We start from the raw sequence: 13,675 nt of genomic DNA on the forward strand, positions 1-13,675 counted from the left end.
GGGCATGTTCGGGATCGGGAAGAAGAGGGACCGGGAGGTCGAGGCGGCCCTCGACGAGCTGCGGCAGGCCGACACGGTGGCGTTCGGCGGGGTCGGGATCGCCGGCACGCTGCTGCCGGTGACCGAGGCGTACCGGCGCGTCGAGGCGGTGCTCGCCGACGACCCCGAGGGCGTACGCGGGCAACTCGACCGGCTGCTCGCCGAGGGCACCCCGGCGGGCCGCGTCTACGCCGCCACCCTGCTCGAGCGGCTCGACCCGGCGGCCGGCCGGGTGGCCTGGACGGCGCTGCGCGAGGACCCGGCCGAGTTCGGCACGTTCACCGGCTGCGTCATGGGCCGCGCCACCCTGGGCGGGTACGCGTCGGAGCGGCTCGCCGGAGCATGAGGCCGTGCCGCTGACCGTGCCCCCGGCCAACCGCTGGTTCACAGGTCGGCCGGCGCCCCCGCCCCCGCCGGCACCTTTGGCCCCGGTCATGTCAGGCCAGCTCTGGCCTCCGGGCCCATCCTCCGGCCGACCAGGCGGGCACGTTCAGTAGTCGGCCCCTCACGCCTGGCTCCGAAGTTTCCCCAGGTGCGCGGGGTTGTTACCGTCTCCGCCGACGTACCTGGGGAGGTGGTCGGTGGACGGGTCGGTGGCGTACCTGCTGACGGCGGCGGGCTGTCTGGTCGGGGTGGCCGGAGTGGTGGTCGCCGTGGTGGCCCTGCGCCGGGGCCGGTCCCGACCCCAGCACGCCCCCAAGAGCCCGGGCGACCCGCTGCGGGACCGGGACGCCGACGCGCTGCGCGGCGACCCCCGCCGCCTGAAGCCCGGCGACATCGTCGAGATCCGCGGGACGTCGTACGCCGTGCGCGGCTCGATCCGCCTGGTCGAGGGCGGCTGGAGCTGGACCGAGCACCTGCTCGACGACGCCGCGGGCGTGCGCCGCTGGCTCTCCGTGGAGGAGGACCCGGAGCTGGAGCTGGTGCTGTGGGCCGCCGAGCCGGGTGCCACCGTCACCCCGGGCGCCCCGACGATCGACTTCGCCGGCCGCCGCTACAACTGGGACGAGACCGGCCAGGCCCGCTACACCGCCACGGGCACCACCGGCCTCGACCCGACCGGCACCATGCGGTACCACGACTACCAGGCGCCCGGCGGGGCCCGGCTCTCCTTCGAGGCGTACGGCGAGGCGGGCTGGGAGGTGGCGCTGGGCGAGGTGCTGCACCGCGCCGACGTGATGATCTACCCGCAGGCCGAGGTGGACTGATGATCGTCACCCTCGACGCCCCGTACGTCGACACCAGCGCCGCCGACCTCAGCCTGGCCCTCGGCGACGACGAACTGCCCGCGCTGCACGTGCTCGACCTCGACCTGCCCGGCGGCGTCCGGCTGCGGCTGCGCCTGCTCGGCGCCTCGCACCAGGTGGTCCTGCGCGCTCCCGGCGCCACCCTGACCGAGACGGTCGCCTGCCTGCCCGGCCGTCCGCCCGAGCTGCCGCAGGCGGTGCAGGACGAGGCGAACGGCTACCGCTTCACCTCGACCGTGCTGCGGCCCCCCGGCACCGGGCTGAGCGACCGGGTGGCCGCCCTGCGCGCCGACCTGGCCGACGACCCGTACGCGCTGGTGGGGGTCTTCCCCGGCGACGCCGACGCGGTGACCGCGCTGTCGGTGCGCCCCGACCCGCCGGACGGCGCCCTCGGCTGGCGCACCTGGCACGCGTACCCCCAGACCAACGAGCTGGTCCTGACCGAGACGGTGGTGGCACTGCGATGACGTACCGACGCTGGTTCGTGGTGGGGGTGGCGGTCGCCGTCATCGGCGCGCTCATCGCCGCCTTCGCCATCTTCTACGGCAACTTCTCGCCCCGCGGCTTCGTCGAGGACAGGTACACCCGGGCGGCGAGCCAGGACATCGGCGGGGACGCCGTCGCCTACACCTCGAACCGGTCGCCCAGCGAGGTGGCGAAGGAGGTCACCGACGCGTGGCAGCCGGCCGACCAGTACGTCGACGGCAGCGGCGTCTACCTGCGTTACGACGACGACTCGGTGGTGATCCTGCCGATCGCCGCCGGCTCGGTGATCCTGCTGGAACGCCTCGGCACGGCGTACCCGCGCTACCACTCCACCGTGGGCAACCACTGGGGCTGGGGCCGGGGCAGCACCGTGCGCGGCGGCGGCCCGGGCTCCGGCAAGTAGCCCATCCCCTCACCCCGACGAAACCCCTGGAGTCCCCTTGCAGACGCTGGTCACCGATCTGCTGGTCACGCTCGCCTACGGCGTGGTCGGTGTCGTCCTGATGGCCGTCGGCTACGCCCTCGTCGACGTGGCCACCCCCGGAAAGCTCCACGAGCTGATCTGGGTCGAGCGCAACCGCAACGCCGCGCTGCTGCTCGCCTCCAACCTGGCGGGCGTCGGCATCATCGTGGTGGCCGCCATCGCCGCCAGCGCCGACGACTTCGTGCTCGGCATCGTCGGCGCGGCCGCGTACGGCATCCTCGGCCTGGTCATCATGGCGGCGGCGTTCCTGCTGCTCGACGTGGCCACGCCGGGCAGGCTCGGGGAGATCCTGGTCGACCCGCAGCCGCACCCGGCGGTCTGGGTCTCCGCCGTCGTCCACCTGGCCACCGGCGCGATCATCGCCGCCGCGATCAGCTGATGTCCGGCGCGAAGAAGCCGGCCCCGCCGGCCGGGAAGAATTCGTCGCCGAAAGCGGCGGCCTGGGCCATCTGGCTGACCACCGGCCTGGTCGTCCTCGGTTGCGTGGTGGCCGGGCTGGCCAACAGCGATTCGGGAGACGAGGACGTGCCGTCGCCGACCGCGCAGGAGCGCGGCGACACCGTGCCGATCCTCCAGCGCTCCGCCGACAGCCAGGGCATCTGCTACGGCTGGGTGCTCCAGGACTACTTCAGCTACAGCGACCCGCTGAGCGTCGGGTCGAACCTCGGCGACGGGATCGCGGTCGAGGAGAACCCGGCCTGCCCCCGTTGGGTGCAGGTGGACGCCCGCGTCGCCTACACCTCGGAGAGCAGCGAGAGCGAGGACTTCGCGCGGATCGACGTGACGGGGTCCGCCGACATCACCACCAGTCAGCTGCTGCGCATCGAGCAAGGGCTGGAGCGGTTCGGGCTGACTGAGAAGGTCTTCATCGACGATCCGGGCTGGGCGATCACCCGGGCCGCCGTGACGCTGCCCCTGCTCGCCGCCGAGGCGGGACTGGTGGAGCCGGCCGCCACCCCGGCCGCCACCCCGGCCGTCGACGCGGCCACCCCCGCGCCGCTGCCCGACGCCAGCAGCGACCTGTGGCGGGACCGCTGGGGCTACTTCGTGGCCGCGTTCTGCCTGCTGCTGCTCACCGCCCTGCTGGTCACCGCCGGCCTGTGGCAGCGCCGCCGCCAGCTCCGCAAGCAGGCCGAGCGACAGGAGCAGAGGCAGGCCGCCAAGGCCGCCAAGGCCGCCAGGCAGGACTCCGGGCGTACGCCGGAGCGGCAGTGACCGTCGACGCGCCGGCGCCCGCGCGGTGGCGGCTGTCCCGCGCGGCGGTGCTCGTCGCGGTCTTCGTCTGCGCCGCCTGCGGCCTGGTCTACGAGCTGGCCCTGGTCGCCCTGGGCAGCTACCTGATCGGGGACACGGTCGGGCAGGCGTCGATCGTGCTGGGCGTGATGGTGTTCGCGATGGGCGTCGGCGCGCTCGCCGCCAAGCCGTTGCAGCCGCGCGCCGCCGCCGCGTTCGCCGCGATCGAGTTGGCCCTGGCCCTGCTCGGCGGTCTCTCCGTCCTCGGCCTCTACGCGGCCTTCGCCTGGCTGGACCTCTACGGCCCGGCGCTGGTCGGCACCGCGTTCGTGCTCGGCCTGCTGATCGGCGCGGAGATCCCGCTGCTGATGGTGCTGCTGCAACGCATCCGGGAGCAGGCGGCCGGCAGCGCGGTGGCCGACCTGTTCGCCGCCGACTACGTCGGCGCGCTGCTCGGCGGGCTGGCCTTCCCGTTCCTGCTGCTGCCGGTCTTCGGCCAGCTCAAGGGCGCGCTGGTGGTGGGCGCGGTGAACGCCGTGGCCGGGCTCGCGCTGGTCTGCACGGTCTTCCGGCGGGAGCTGAGCCGCCGGGCCCGGGTCGCGCTCGGCGCCGGCACCGCCGTGGTCGCCCTCTGCCTCGGGTACGCGTGGGTGACCGCGCACGACTTCGAGCTGACCGCCCGCCAGCAGCTCTACCGGGACCCGGTGGTGCACGCCGAGCGCAGCCGTTACCAGGAGATCGTGCTCACCCGCTCGGTCGCCGAGACCGGGCGGACCGGCACCGACCTGCGGCTCTTCCTGAACGGCGACCTCCAGTTCAGCTCCGTCGACGAGTACCGCTACCACGAGGCGCTGGTGCACCCGGTGCTGAACGGCCCGCGCGGCGAGGTGCTGGTGCTCGGCGCCGGCGACGGCCTCGCCGTACGCGAGCTGCTGCGCTACCCGGACGTCCGGCGGGTCACGGTGGTGGACCTGGACCCGGCGGTGGTGGCGCTGGCCCGCAGCGAGCCGCAGCTACGCCGGCTCAACGGTGGGGCGTTCGACGACCCCCGGGTCCGGGTGGTGCACGCCGACGCCTTCTCGTGGCTGCGTACCGCCACGGACCGGTTCGACGCGGTGGTGGCCGACCTGCCCGACCCGGACGAGACGGCCACCGCCAAGCTCTACACGGTCGAGTTCTACGCGCTGGTGCGCGCGGTGCTCGCCGAGGGCGGCCGGCTGGTCGTGCAGTCCGGCTCGCCGTACTTCGCGCCCCGGTCGTACTGGTCGATCGAGGCGTCGCTGCGCGAGGCCGGCTTCGCCACCACGCCGTACCACGTGGACGTGCCGTCCTTCGGCGACTGGGGCTTCCTGCTGGCCGCCCCCGGCGCGACCGCGCCCGCCCTGGCCCTGCCGCCGGACGCGCCGGCGCTGCGCTTCCTCGACGCGGCGACGTTGTCCGCCGCCGGGGCCTTTCCCGCCGACCGCCGTCGCGTGGACGTGCCGGCCTCCACCCTGCTCCAGCCCAGGGTGCTGGAGTACGCGCGGGCGGAGTGGCGCGGCTACTGACGCGGCCCGTGACGGCCCGTCGCGGCTACTCGTACGGCCCGTCGCGGGCGAACGTATCGATGCCGTACGGCGGGTCGGTGTCCGCCTGTCGTGCCCGACTGGCCCGATCTCGATACGGTGTGACCGCGATCTTAGGGAGGGAGAATCATGGTCGATTCCCACAACACGCCGGCCCGTACCCGGCCGGGTGTGGTGACCATTTCCACGTATCTGCTGTGGCTGTTCGCGCTCACCCAGCTCATCGGCGTCATCATCGCGCTGTCCACCGTCGGCACCGTCCGCGAGGTGCTCGACGAGGCCTACCGGGGCACCGAGGCCAACGGCGTGCAGAACGTGGCGGACTTCGCCATGTTCGCCACCATCGGCAGCTCCATCCTGCTGCTCCTGCTCGCCGTGGTGCTCGCCGTCCTGGGCGTGTTCAACAACCGGGGCAGCAACGGGGCGCGGATCACCACCTGGGTCATCGGCGGCATCATGGTCTGCTGCACGGGCGGTGGCCTGGTCAGCGGCGCGGCCGGCGGCGGCTTCGGCGGCACCGGCCAGCCGACCGGCGACGCGCCGAGCCCGGAGGAGGTCCAGCGCCGCCTGGAGGAGGCGCTGCCCGGCTGGGTCAACCCGGTCTCCACGCTGGTCGGCGTGATCGGTCTGCTCGCGCTGCTCGCCGCGCTGATCCTGCTGGCGCTGCCGAAGGCCAACGAGTTCTTCCGCAAGCCGAAGCAGGCCTGGGAGCCGCCGGTGCCGGGCGCGTCCTACCCGGGCTACCCGCAGACCCCCGGCGAGCCCGGCTACCCGCAGACGCCGGGGTATCCGCAGGCTCCCGGCCAGCCGCCGGCACCGGGCCACCCCGGCCAGCCGCCGTACGGCGGGCACCAGGGGCAGCCGGGCCAGCCGGGGGCGACCCCGGGTGGCGAGCACCCCGGCTCGGACCGCCCCGGTCCGACGCCCCCGCCGATGAGTTGACCGGCCGATAACAGCGACGCCGACGGTCCCTCCGAGTAGGTTGCATCCGACGCCTACCGGAGGGACTCGTCGTGTCGTACCCCGATCGGGCGCCGGCCCGCCGCCCGGCCGTGGTCACGCTGGCCGTGGCGGTGCTGGCGCTGATGGCGGTCGCCGCCCTGGCGTACGCCGTCGCCGGCGCGGTGACCCTCGGGGGCACCGTGGACCGGTTCCGCGACGCGGCCGGGGGCACCTCGGCGAGCCCGGACCAGATCGACCGCGTGGCCACCCTGCTGCGCGTGTCCACCGTGCTCACCGCGGTGGTGAGCCTGCTCGCGGGGCTGCTCCTCGCCGGCCTGGCTCTCGGCCTGCGGGCCGGCCGCTCCGGCGCGCGCACCGCGACCTGGGTGGTGTCCGGGCTGGGTCTGATCCTCGGCTGCTGCGCGCTGGCGGTGCTGGCCGGCCAGCGCGCCGCCCCGCTGCGACTCGGCGAGGACGACCGGGCGACGGGCGAGTTGTTGGGTCTCGTCGACGACGCCCACCCGTCCTGGTGGATTCCGTTGGGCGGGGGGCTTTCGGCCGGCCAGGTGCTCGGTTACCTTGTGGTAGCAACGCTGCTGGCCCTGCCGGCGGCGAACGCCTGGTTCCGCCACCGACCAGCGGCACCCGCCCCGCAGCAGCCCCCCACGCCGCCCGCACCGCCCGCCGACCCACAGCAGCAGCCCGCATCGCCGCCCGCCGACCCACAGCAGCCCGCCCCGCACCCGTGGCACCAGCCGCCCGCGCCCCCGTACCCGCCGAGGTGAGGACCGCCCCGTGACGCTCGACCAGCCGACCACCGAGCGGCGGGCCCTGATCACCGGCGCGACCGCCGGCATCGGCGCCGCCTTCGCCCGCCGGCTGGCGTCGGACGGCTGGCACCTGGTGCTCGTGGCGCGGGACGCCGCCCGGCTGGCCGACACGGCGGCCGAGCTGACGGCACGGCACGGCCGGGAGGTCGAGACGATCCCGGCCGACCTGTCCACCGACGACGGTTGCGCGGCGGTGGAGGGGCGGCTGGCCGAGGGGTCGCCGGTCGAGTTTCTGGTCAACAACGCCGGCATCAGCCTGAACACCCCGTTCCTGCGGTCGTCCGCCGAGGACGAGGCGCGGCTGCTGCGGCTCAACGTGCACGCGGTGATGAGGCTGACCCTCGCGGCGCTGCGACCGATGACCGAGCGGCGCCGTGGGGCAGTGATAAATGTCTCTTCCGTGGCGGGTTTCGGGGCGGTCATGCCGGGCTCGACCTACTCGGCCAGCAAGGCGTGGGTCACCAACTTCAGCGAGTCCGTCGGCCAGTCCACGCGGCCGTTCGGCGTCCGCGTGATGGCGCTCTGCCCCGGCTACACGCGTACGGAGTTCCACGCCCGGGCGGGCATCAACATGTCGAAGACCCCCGAGTGGATGTGGCTGCGCGCCGACGACGTGGTCGACGATGCGCTGCGTGACCTGCGCAAAGGCAAGCTGGTCAGCGTCCCCGCGTGGAAGTACAAGCTGGCCGTCGCCGGCCTGCGGCACGCGCCCCGGCGGCTGCTGGAGGCGGTGGCCCGCGACACCCGGGGTCGCATCGGTCGCGACGACGGCTGACCCCCGCAGCGGGGTCGCGCCGCGCCGCCGGGCGGCGTCGACCGCCCGTCCCGCCGGCTGAACGGTCGCTCAGCGTAGCCGGCCATCGCCGGCCATCGGTCGCTCCCACGGCTGATCAGGGTGGACCCGGCACGCGGCTCCCAGACTTGCGCAGTACCCTCTATCGCCATGGGGGACCACGACGACCTGCGTAAATTCATTACCGACCTGGCGGTGGTCCACGGCCGGGTGGTGCTCTCCTCCGGGCGCGAGGCGGACTGGTACGTCGATCTGCGTCGCGTCACGCTCCATCACCAGGCCGCTCCGTTGGTGGGCCGGGTGATGCGCGAGCTGACCGCCGACTGGGACTACGACGCGGTGGGCGGGCTGACCCTGGGGGCCGATCCGGTGGCGATGTCCATGCTGCACGCCGCGTCCGCGACTGATCATCCGCTGGACGCGTTCGTGGTCCGCAAGGCGGGCAAGGCGCACGGCCTCCAGCGCCGGATCGAGGGGCCGGACGTGGCCGGCCGGCGGGTGTTGGCGGTGGAGGACACGTCCACCACCGGGGGGAGTGTGTTGACCGCGGTCGAGGCCCTTCGTGAGGTCGGGGCCGAGATCGTGGGTGTGGCGGTTATTGTTGATCGAGGCGCCGGCGACGCCGTGCGAGCCGCCGGACTGCCTTATCGGGCGGCCTATACGTTGGCTGACCTCGGCCTTGTGGCGTAAAAGTCTGCCGATTCGGATCTGCTGATATGCAGGCGGATCGATGCTGCTGGTGGAAGGATGGAATACGTGGGAACTGCGTTGGCTGAAATGACCATGCCTCAGATCTCGCCGCTTGCCGGCGAGCCGATCGAACGTGCCGATGCCGAGCGTCTCGCCGGGGTCCTCAAGGCCCTCGCCGATCCCGCTCGGCTGCGGCTGCTCAGCCTGATCCAGTCGGCGCCCGAGGGCGAGGCGTGCGTGTGCGACCTGACCGCGCCGCTCGGCCTCTCGCAGCCGACGGTCAGTCACCACCTGCGCATCCTCACCGAGGCCGGCTTGCTGGAGCGGGAGAAGCGCGGTGTCTGGGCCTACTACCGGCTGGTGCCGACCGCGATCGCCACGATCGCGGATCTGCTGACCCCGCCGCGTAAGCGCGCCACCAAGAAGGCTCGCTGACCCGTACCGATCGTCCGGTGCCATCCCCAGCGGGGGCGGCACCGGACGGACGGCCCGTCAGTGCTTGCCGTAGTGCTCGCGGGTCTCCCGGATCGCCTCCTCGGCGGCGGCCACCTCCTGCGGGGTGGTGCCCCGCCTGGCGGCCATCCGCGCCCGCAGCAGCTCGACGACGATCGGGACGACCGAGAGCGCCACGATCGCGATCAGGATCATCTCGATGTTCGCCTTGACGAACGGGATCTGGCCCAGGAAGTAGCCGAGCACGGTCACGCCCGTGCCCCAGAGGATGCCGCCGATCACGTTGTAGATGACGAAGGTGCGGTAGTTCATCCGGCTGACCCCGGCCACGATCGGCGTGAACGTCCGCACGATCGGCACGAAGCGGGCCAGCACGATGGAACGCGCGCCGTACTTCTCGAAGAAGTCGTGCGCCTTCAGCACGTTCTCCTGCTTGAACAGCTTCGAGTTCGGCCGGCGGAACAGCGCCGGGCCGACCTTGCGGCCGAACGCGTACCCGACCTGGTCGCCGGCGATCGCCGCGAGGGTGATGAGCAGGCAGACCAGCCACAGCGGGTAGGTGATGTACTTCCCGTCGGCGGTGAGCAGGCCCGCCGTGAACAGCAGCGAGTCGCCCGGCAGGAAGAACCCGATCAGCAGGCCCGACTCGGCGAAGACGATGACCAGGATGCCGATCAGCCCGAACGTCGAGATCAACACCTCTGGATCGAGCCAGCTCGGCCCCAGGGCCAGGGTGGTGGTGGGCGTCGGCACGAGGTGACCTCCGATGGATGCCGGTCGGGGACGGAACGTCCGTAGTCTAGGTGGCCCTCCGGCGTGCCGGTGCTCGACGTCACACCCGCCCGCCGTCCCGACCGGGGCCCGGACGGCGGGGACCCGCCTACAGCCGGGGATCGACCGGCTCGGACTCGCAAGCCAGGATCGCGAAGACCAGCTCGTGCCGGCGCCACAGCGGGGCGCCGGCGACCAGCGCGTCCAGCGCCGCCAGCCCCAGCCCGTGCTCGCGCAGCGCCAGCCCCCGCTTGCGCCCCAGCGACCGGCGGCGCAGCGTCGCGAGCTGCTCCGGCTCGTCGTACCCGGGGCCGTAGATGATCCGCAAGTACTCCCGGCCCCGGCACTTGATCCCCGGCTGGAGCAGCGAGCCCCGCTCGGAGCGGGCGGCCGGCCCGGCGTACGGCTTGACCACCATGCCCTCGCCGCCGGCGGCGGTCAGCGCCAGCCACCAGTCCGTGGCCGCCGCCTCGGCGGCGGGATCGGCCAAGTCGACCACCTGTCGGCGGGTCGGGGTGAAGAACGTGGGGTCGGCCGCGCAGAGCCGGTCGGCCAGCCCGAGGTGCCAGCCGTGGTCCCGGTCGGCGTAGCTGGCCTTGGCGCCGGCGAGCACCGCGAACGGGGCCAGGGTCACCCCGCGCAGCCCGTCGGTCGGCCCCACGTACGCCCGGTAGGCGTCCGAGTAGCCCACGATCTCGCCGTGTCGGCGGGCCATCCGGTCGCGCAGGTCACCCACGGGCAGGCCCCGACCGGCGGCGGCCTCCAGCGCGGCCAGCGCCGCGGGCAGCGCGGCCCGGCCGGCGGCGCCGACCCCGGCGTACTGCTCGCGGATCAGCCCGCCCGCCTTCGCCGACCAGGGCAGCAGCTCGCAGTCGAGCAGCAGCCAGTCGGTCTCCAGCTCGTCCCAGAGCCCAGCCCCACCGACCGCCGCGCGTACCCGGTCGAGCAGCCCGGTGTCGAGCGGCTCGCCGAAGAACGGCCGGCCGGTCCGGGTGTGCACCACACCGCCGCCCGGACCGAACGGCCCGCCGTCGGGCTCCCGGCAGACCAGCACCACCGCCCGCGAGCCCATGTGCTTCTCCTCGCAGACCACCCGGTCCACGCCCGCCGCGCGGTAGTCGGCGAACGCCTGCGCCGGGTGCTCCAGAAAGCCGCCCACCGTCGCCGTCGAGCAGGGCGCCATCGTCGGCGGCAGCCAGGCCAGCCACCGCGGGTCGACCGCGAACCGGCTCATCACCTCCAGCGCCGCCGCGGCGTTCTCCGCCGGCACGGTCAGCGACCCGTACGCGTGCTCGACGTGCCGCCGGCCGACCACGTCGGTCAGCTCCAGCACCTGGTCGGGCCGGGCCGGGGCGGCGGTCAGCGGGCGGGCCGGGGCGTACCACTCCCGCTCCGCCGGCACCGAGACCAGTTCCCTCTCCGGGTAGCGCAGCGCGGTGAGCCGACCGCCGAAGACGCAGCCGGTGTCGATGCAGATGGTGTTGTTCACCCACTCCGGCTCCGGGGTGGGTGTGTGCCCGTAGACCACCATCGCCGAGCCCCGGTACTCCCGCGCCCACGGGTAGCGGACCGGCAGCCCGTACTCGTCGGTCTCACCGGTGGTCTCGCCGAACAGCGCGAAGGCCCGCACCCGGCCCGACGCGCGACCCTGGTACGCCTCCTTCAGCCCGGCGTGCGCGACCACCAGCCGGCCGCCGTCCAGCACGTAGTGGCTGACCAGGCCGTCGACGAAGGCCGCCACCTCGGCCACGAAGGCGTCCGGCTCCGCCGCCAGCTGGGCCATCGTCTCGGCCAGGCCGTGGGTGAGCCGCACGTCCCGGCCGCGCAGCCGGCGCAGCAGCTTCTGCTCGTGGTTGCCGGGCACGCAGATCGCGTGCCCGGCGGCCACCATGCCCATCACCAGGCGGAGCACGCCGGGGGAGTCCGGGCCGCGGTCCACCAGGTCACCGACGAAGACGGCGGTACGGCCCGCCGGGTGCGTCGCGTCCACCGGCCGGCCGTGCCCGTCGCGGCGCAGCTCCCACCCGAGCCGGGACAGCAGCGCCTCCAGCTCGGCGCGGCAGCCGTGCACGTCGCCGACGATGTCGAACGGCCCGGTCAGCTCGCGCCGGTCGTTGAACAGCTTCTCGTAGCGAATCTCGGCGGCGTCGATCTCGTCCACGCCGCGCAGGACGTGCACCTTCCGGAAGCCCTCCCGGGCGAGCTGCCCGTACGACCGGCGCAGGTCGCGCTGCATCCGGGCGAGCACCTGCCGGCCGAAGGCGCGGTCGGCGCGGCCCTCGGTACGCTCCCAGGCCAGCGCCTCGGGCACGTCCAGCACGATCGCCACCGGCAGCACGTCGTGCTCGCGGGCCACCCGCACCAGGGCGGCCCGGGCGTGCGGCTGGAGGTTGGTCGCGTCGACCACGGTGAGCCGGCCCCGCCGCAGCCGGGTGGCGGCGACGTGGTGCAGCGCCTCGAACGCGTCGCCGGAGGCCGACTGGTCGTTCTCGTCGTCGGCGACCATCGCCCGGAACGCGTCGGAGGAGAGCACCTGGCTGGGCGCGAAGTGCCGGCGGGCGAAGGTCGACTTGCCCGAACCGGAGACGCCGACCAGCGCGACCAGGGCCAGCTCGGGGATGTCGAGGGTGGTCATCGGCTGTTCTCCTGGCGGGTGAGCACGGCGAGCTGGGTGGGGGAGCCGACCTCGGGATCGTCGTCGCCGATCCCGCCGACCGTGGCCGAGTAGCCGTAGGTGGCGGCCACCCGGTCGACCCACGCGGCGAACTCCGCGCGGGTCCACTCGAACCGGTGGTCGGCGTGCCGGAACCGCCCGGCGGGCAGGCCCTCGTAGCGGACGTTGTACTCGACGTTGGGCGTGGTCACCACGACGGTGGCGGGGCGGGCGTGACCGAGGACGGCGTCCTCCAGCGCCGGCAGCCGGGGCGGATCGACGTGCTCGATCACCTCCATCAGCACCGCCGCGTCGTAACCGCGCAGCCGGTCGTCCCGGTAGGTCAGCGCGGACTGCCAGAGCCGGACCCGGTCCCGCTGCCGCTCCGGCAGCCGGTCCAGCCGCAACCGCCGGGCGGCCAGGGTCAGCGCGTGCGGGGACACGTCGGTGCCGACGATCTCGGTGAACCGGCGGTCGCCGACCAGCGCGGCGAGCAGCGCGCCCCCGCCGCAGCCCAGGTCCAGCACCCGGCTCGCGCCGGACTCGACCAGCGCGGCGAGCACGGCCTCCCGTCGCCGCGCCGCCAGCGTCGGCTGGCGGAGGGTGGGCTCCCCGGCGTCCTCGTCCACGGACTCCGGGTCCGCGGCGGCCGGCTCGTCGGTCAGGCGCTGCTCGGCGAGGCGGGCCAGGGCCAGCCCGGCCAGCGCCCGCCGGTGCGCCAGGTAGCGGCGGGTGATCATGCCGCGCTCCGGGTGGTCGGCCAGCCAGCCCTCGCCGGCCCGGAGCAGCTTGTCCACCTCGTCGGGCGCCACCCAGTAGTGCTTGGCGTCGTCCAGGACCGGCAGCAGGACGTAGAGGTGGTTGAGCGCGTCGGCGACGCGCAGCGTGCCGGTCAGCGTCAGGTCGACGTACCGGCTGTCGCCCCACTCCGGGTGCCGCTCGTCGAGCGGGATCGGGGTGGCGGTCACCGTCCAGCCGAGCGGGCCGAACATCCGGACGGCCACGTCAGCGCCGCCCCGGCAGCGCAACACCGGCACCCGCACCTCCAGCGGGATCGGCGTACGCGCCAGCTCGGGGCGCTCCCGGGACTCGCCGCGCAGCGCGGACCGGTACACCTTCGACAGCGCGGAGGAGAGCAGGCTGGACGCGGCGTACGGTCGATCGTTGACGTACCGCCCGAGGGTGAATCCCTCCGGGGTCGGGGCCTGGTGCCGGCCGCGACCCTTGCCCCGCGCGCCGGCCAGCCGCAACGGGTCGACGTCGAGCAGCAGGGCGGCGGTGCAGCGCTGCTCGCCCGCCTCCGGGTAGAACACGTGCGCGGTGCCGACCGGCACGTCGAAGGAGTGGGCGCGGTCGGGGTGCTTGACCAGCAGGTGACCGAGGTCGGTCGCCGGGCGGTGGGTGGTGGTCAGGGTGAGCAGCACGCGCCCATGGTGTCAGTCACGTCGATCTTGCGTCGTCCCGTTTTCGCTTGGTCGCGGGGGTGGTT

Annotated in this window: 15 protein-coding genes; 12 read left to right on the forward strand and 3 right to left on the reverse strand. The window is 74.1% G+C overall.

All coding sequences use genetic code 11. The features are described 5' to 3' along the window. Window positions 1-4: 4 nt before the first annotated feature. The 12 genes from ACFY23_RS01650 to ACFY23_RS01705 all read left to right on the forward strand — a co-directional run bounded on the left by ACFY23_RS01650 (window position 5) and on the right by ACFY23_RS01705 (window position 8,744). Window positions 5-385, forward strand: a complete 381-nt coding sequence (locus ACFY23_RS01650; RefSeq protein ID WP_350818933.1) for a hypothetical protein — start codon at window positions 5-7, stop codon at window positions 383-385. A 235-nt stretch (window positions 386-620) separates the two neighbouring features. Then, a complete protein-coding gene (locus tag ACFY23_RS01655; protein ID WP_350685614.1) occupies window positions 621-1,247 on the forward strand; it encodes a DUF4178 domain-containing protein in 627 nt (208 codons plus the stop codon). Continuing rightward, complete coding sequence (locus ACFY23_RS01660; RefSeq protein WP_350818931.1) at window positions 1,247-1,753, forward strand: DUF2617 family protein; 507 nt, start codon at window positions 1,247-1,249, stop codon at window positions 1,751-1,753. Before ACFY23_RS01655 ends, ACFY23_RS01660 begins: the two co-directional genes overlap by 1 nt. Further along, window positions 1,750-2,175, forward strand: a complete 426-nt coding sequence (locus ACFY23_RS01665) for a DUF4247 domain-containing protein (protein WP_350685612.1) — start codon at window positions 1,750-1,752, stop codon at window positions 2,173-2,175. Before ACFY23_RS01660 ends, ACFY23_RS01665 begins: the two co-directional genes overlap by 4 nt. Window positions 2,176-2,212: 37 nt before the next feature. Then, a complete protein-coding gene (locus ACFY23_RS01670; protein ID WP_350685610.1) occupies window positions 2,213-2,635 on the forward strand; it encodes a DUF350 domain-containing protein in 423 nt (140 codons plus the stop codon). Beyond that, the gene (locus ACFY23_RS01675; protein WP_350685609.1) at window positions 2,635-3,471 is read left to right on the forward strand and encodes a hypothetical protein; all 837 of its coding nucleotides are present in this window, start codon (window positions 2,635-2,637) and stop codon (window positions 3,469-3,471) included. Before ACFY23_RS01670 ends, ACFY23_RS01675 begins: the two co-directional genes overlap by 1 nt. Beyond that, entirely contained in the window at window positions 3,468-5,036 is a 1,569-nt protein-coding gene (locus ACFY23_RS01680) for a polyamine aminopropyltransferase (protein ID WP_350685608.1), read from the forward strand. Before ACFY23_RS01675 ends, ACFY23_RS01680 begins: the two co-directional genes overlap by 4 nt. 147 nt (window positions 5,037-5,183) lie before the next feature. Continuing rightward, window positions 5,184-5,996 (forward strand): hypothetical protein, encoded by an 813-nt coding sequence (locus ACFY23_RS01685; protein ID WP_350685606.1) that lies wholly within the window; start codon window positions 5,184-5,186, stop codon window positions 5,994-5,996. Window positions 5,997-6,067: 71 nt separating this feature from the next. Then, window positions 6,068-6,781, forward strand: a complete 714-nt coding sequence (locus tag ACFY23_RS01690) for a hypothetical protein (RefSeq protein WP_350685604.1) — start codon at window positions 6,068-6,070, stop codon at window positions 6,779-6,781. Window positions 6,782-6,791: 10 nt separating this feature from the next. After that, window positions 6,792-7,601, forward strand: coding sequence for an SDR family oxidoreductase (locus tag ACFY23_RS01695; protein ID WP_350685602.1), 810 nt, complete (start codon window positions 6,792-6,794; stop codon window positions 7,599-7,601). Between the two features lie 168 nt (window positions 7,602-7,769). Then, window positions 7,770-8,309 carry an orotate phosphoribosyltransferase gene (locus tag ACFY23_RS01700; RefSeq protein ID WP_350685601.1) on the forward strand — a complete coding sequence of 180 codons (540 nt, stop codon included), beginning with the start codon at window positions 7,770-7,772 and terminating at the stop codon, window positions 8,307-8,309. Window positions 8,310-8,366: 57 nt separating this feature from the next. Then, window positions 8,367-8,744, forward strand: coding sequence for a helix-turn-helix transcriptional regulator (locus ACFY23_RS01705; RefSeq protein WP_007073957.1), 378 nt, complete (start codon window positions 8,367-8,369; stop codon window positions 8,742-8,744). A 57-nt stretch (window positions 8,745-8,801) separates the two neighbouring features. Here ACFY23_RS01705 and ACFY23_RS01710 read toward each other — a convergent pair whose 3' ends face one another. From ACFY23_RS01710 to ACFY23_RS01720, 3 genes are all read right to left on the reverse strand, one after another. After that, window positions 8,802-9,515, reverse strand: a complete 714-nt coding sequence (locus tag ACFY23_RS01710; RefSeq protein ID WP_350685599.1) for a VTT domain-containing protein — start codon at window positions 9,513-9,515, stop codon at window positions 8,802-8,804. Between the two features lie 127 nt (window positions 9,516-9,642). Then, a complete protein-coding gene (locus tag ACFY23_RS01715) occupies window positions 9,643-12,168 on the reverse strand; it encodes a polynucleotide kinase-phosphatase (protein WP_350818929.1) in 2,526 nt (841 codons plus the stop codon). Next, a complete protein-coding gene (locus ACFY23_RS01720) occupies window positions 12,165-13,610 on the reverse strand; it encodes a 3' terminal RNA ribose 2'-O-methyltransferase Hen1 (protein WP_350685496.1) in 1,446 nt (481 codons plus the stop codon). The genes ACFY23_RS01715 and ACFY23_RS01720 overlap by 4 nt, the downstream gene beginning before the upstream one ends. Between the last annotated feature and the right edge of the window lie 65 nt (window positions 13,611-13,675).

Origin of the sequence: Micromonospora sp. NPDC000121, assembly GCF_042899165.1 — a bacterium.
Lineage (GTDB): Bacteria > Actinomycetota > Actinomycetes > Mycobacteriales > Micromonosporaceae > Micromonospora.

Coding starts and splice junctions, on each gene's coding strand:
- ACFY23_RS01675 (WP_350685609.1), top strand. CDS start 2,635: ATGTCCGGCGCGAAGAAGCCGGCCCCGCCGGCCGGGAAGAATTCGTCG.
- ACFY23_RS01650 (WP_350818933.1), top strand. CDS start 5: ATGTTCGGGATCGGGAAGAAGAGGGACCGGGAGGTCGAGGCGGCCCTC.
- ACFY23_RS01660 (WP_350818931.1), top strand. CDS start 1,247: ATGATCGTCACCCTCGACGCCCCGTACGTCGACACCAGCGCCGCCGAC.
- ACFY23_RS01685 (WP_350685606.1), top strand. CDS start 5,184: ATGGTCGATTCCCACAACACGCCGGCCCGTACCCGGCCGGGTGTGGTG.
- ACFY23_RS01705 (WP_007073957.1), top strand. CDS start 8,367: ATGGAATACGTGGGAACTGCGTTGGCTGAAATGACCATGCCTCAGATC.
- ACFY23_RS01665 (WP_350685612.1), top strand. CDS start 1,750: ATGACGTACCGACGCTGGTTCGTGGTGGGGGTGGCGGTCGCCGTCATC.
- ACFY23_RS01700 (WP_350685601.1), top strand. CDS start 7,770: ATGGGGGACCACGACGACCTGCGTAAATTCATTACCGACCTGGCGGTG.
- ACFY23_RS01715 (WP_350818929.1), bottom strand. CDS start 12,168: ATGACCACCCTCGACATCCCCGAGCTGGCCCTGGTCGCGCTGGTCGGC.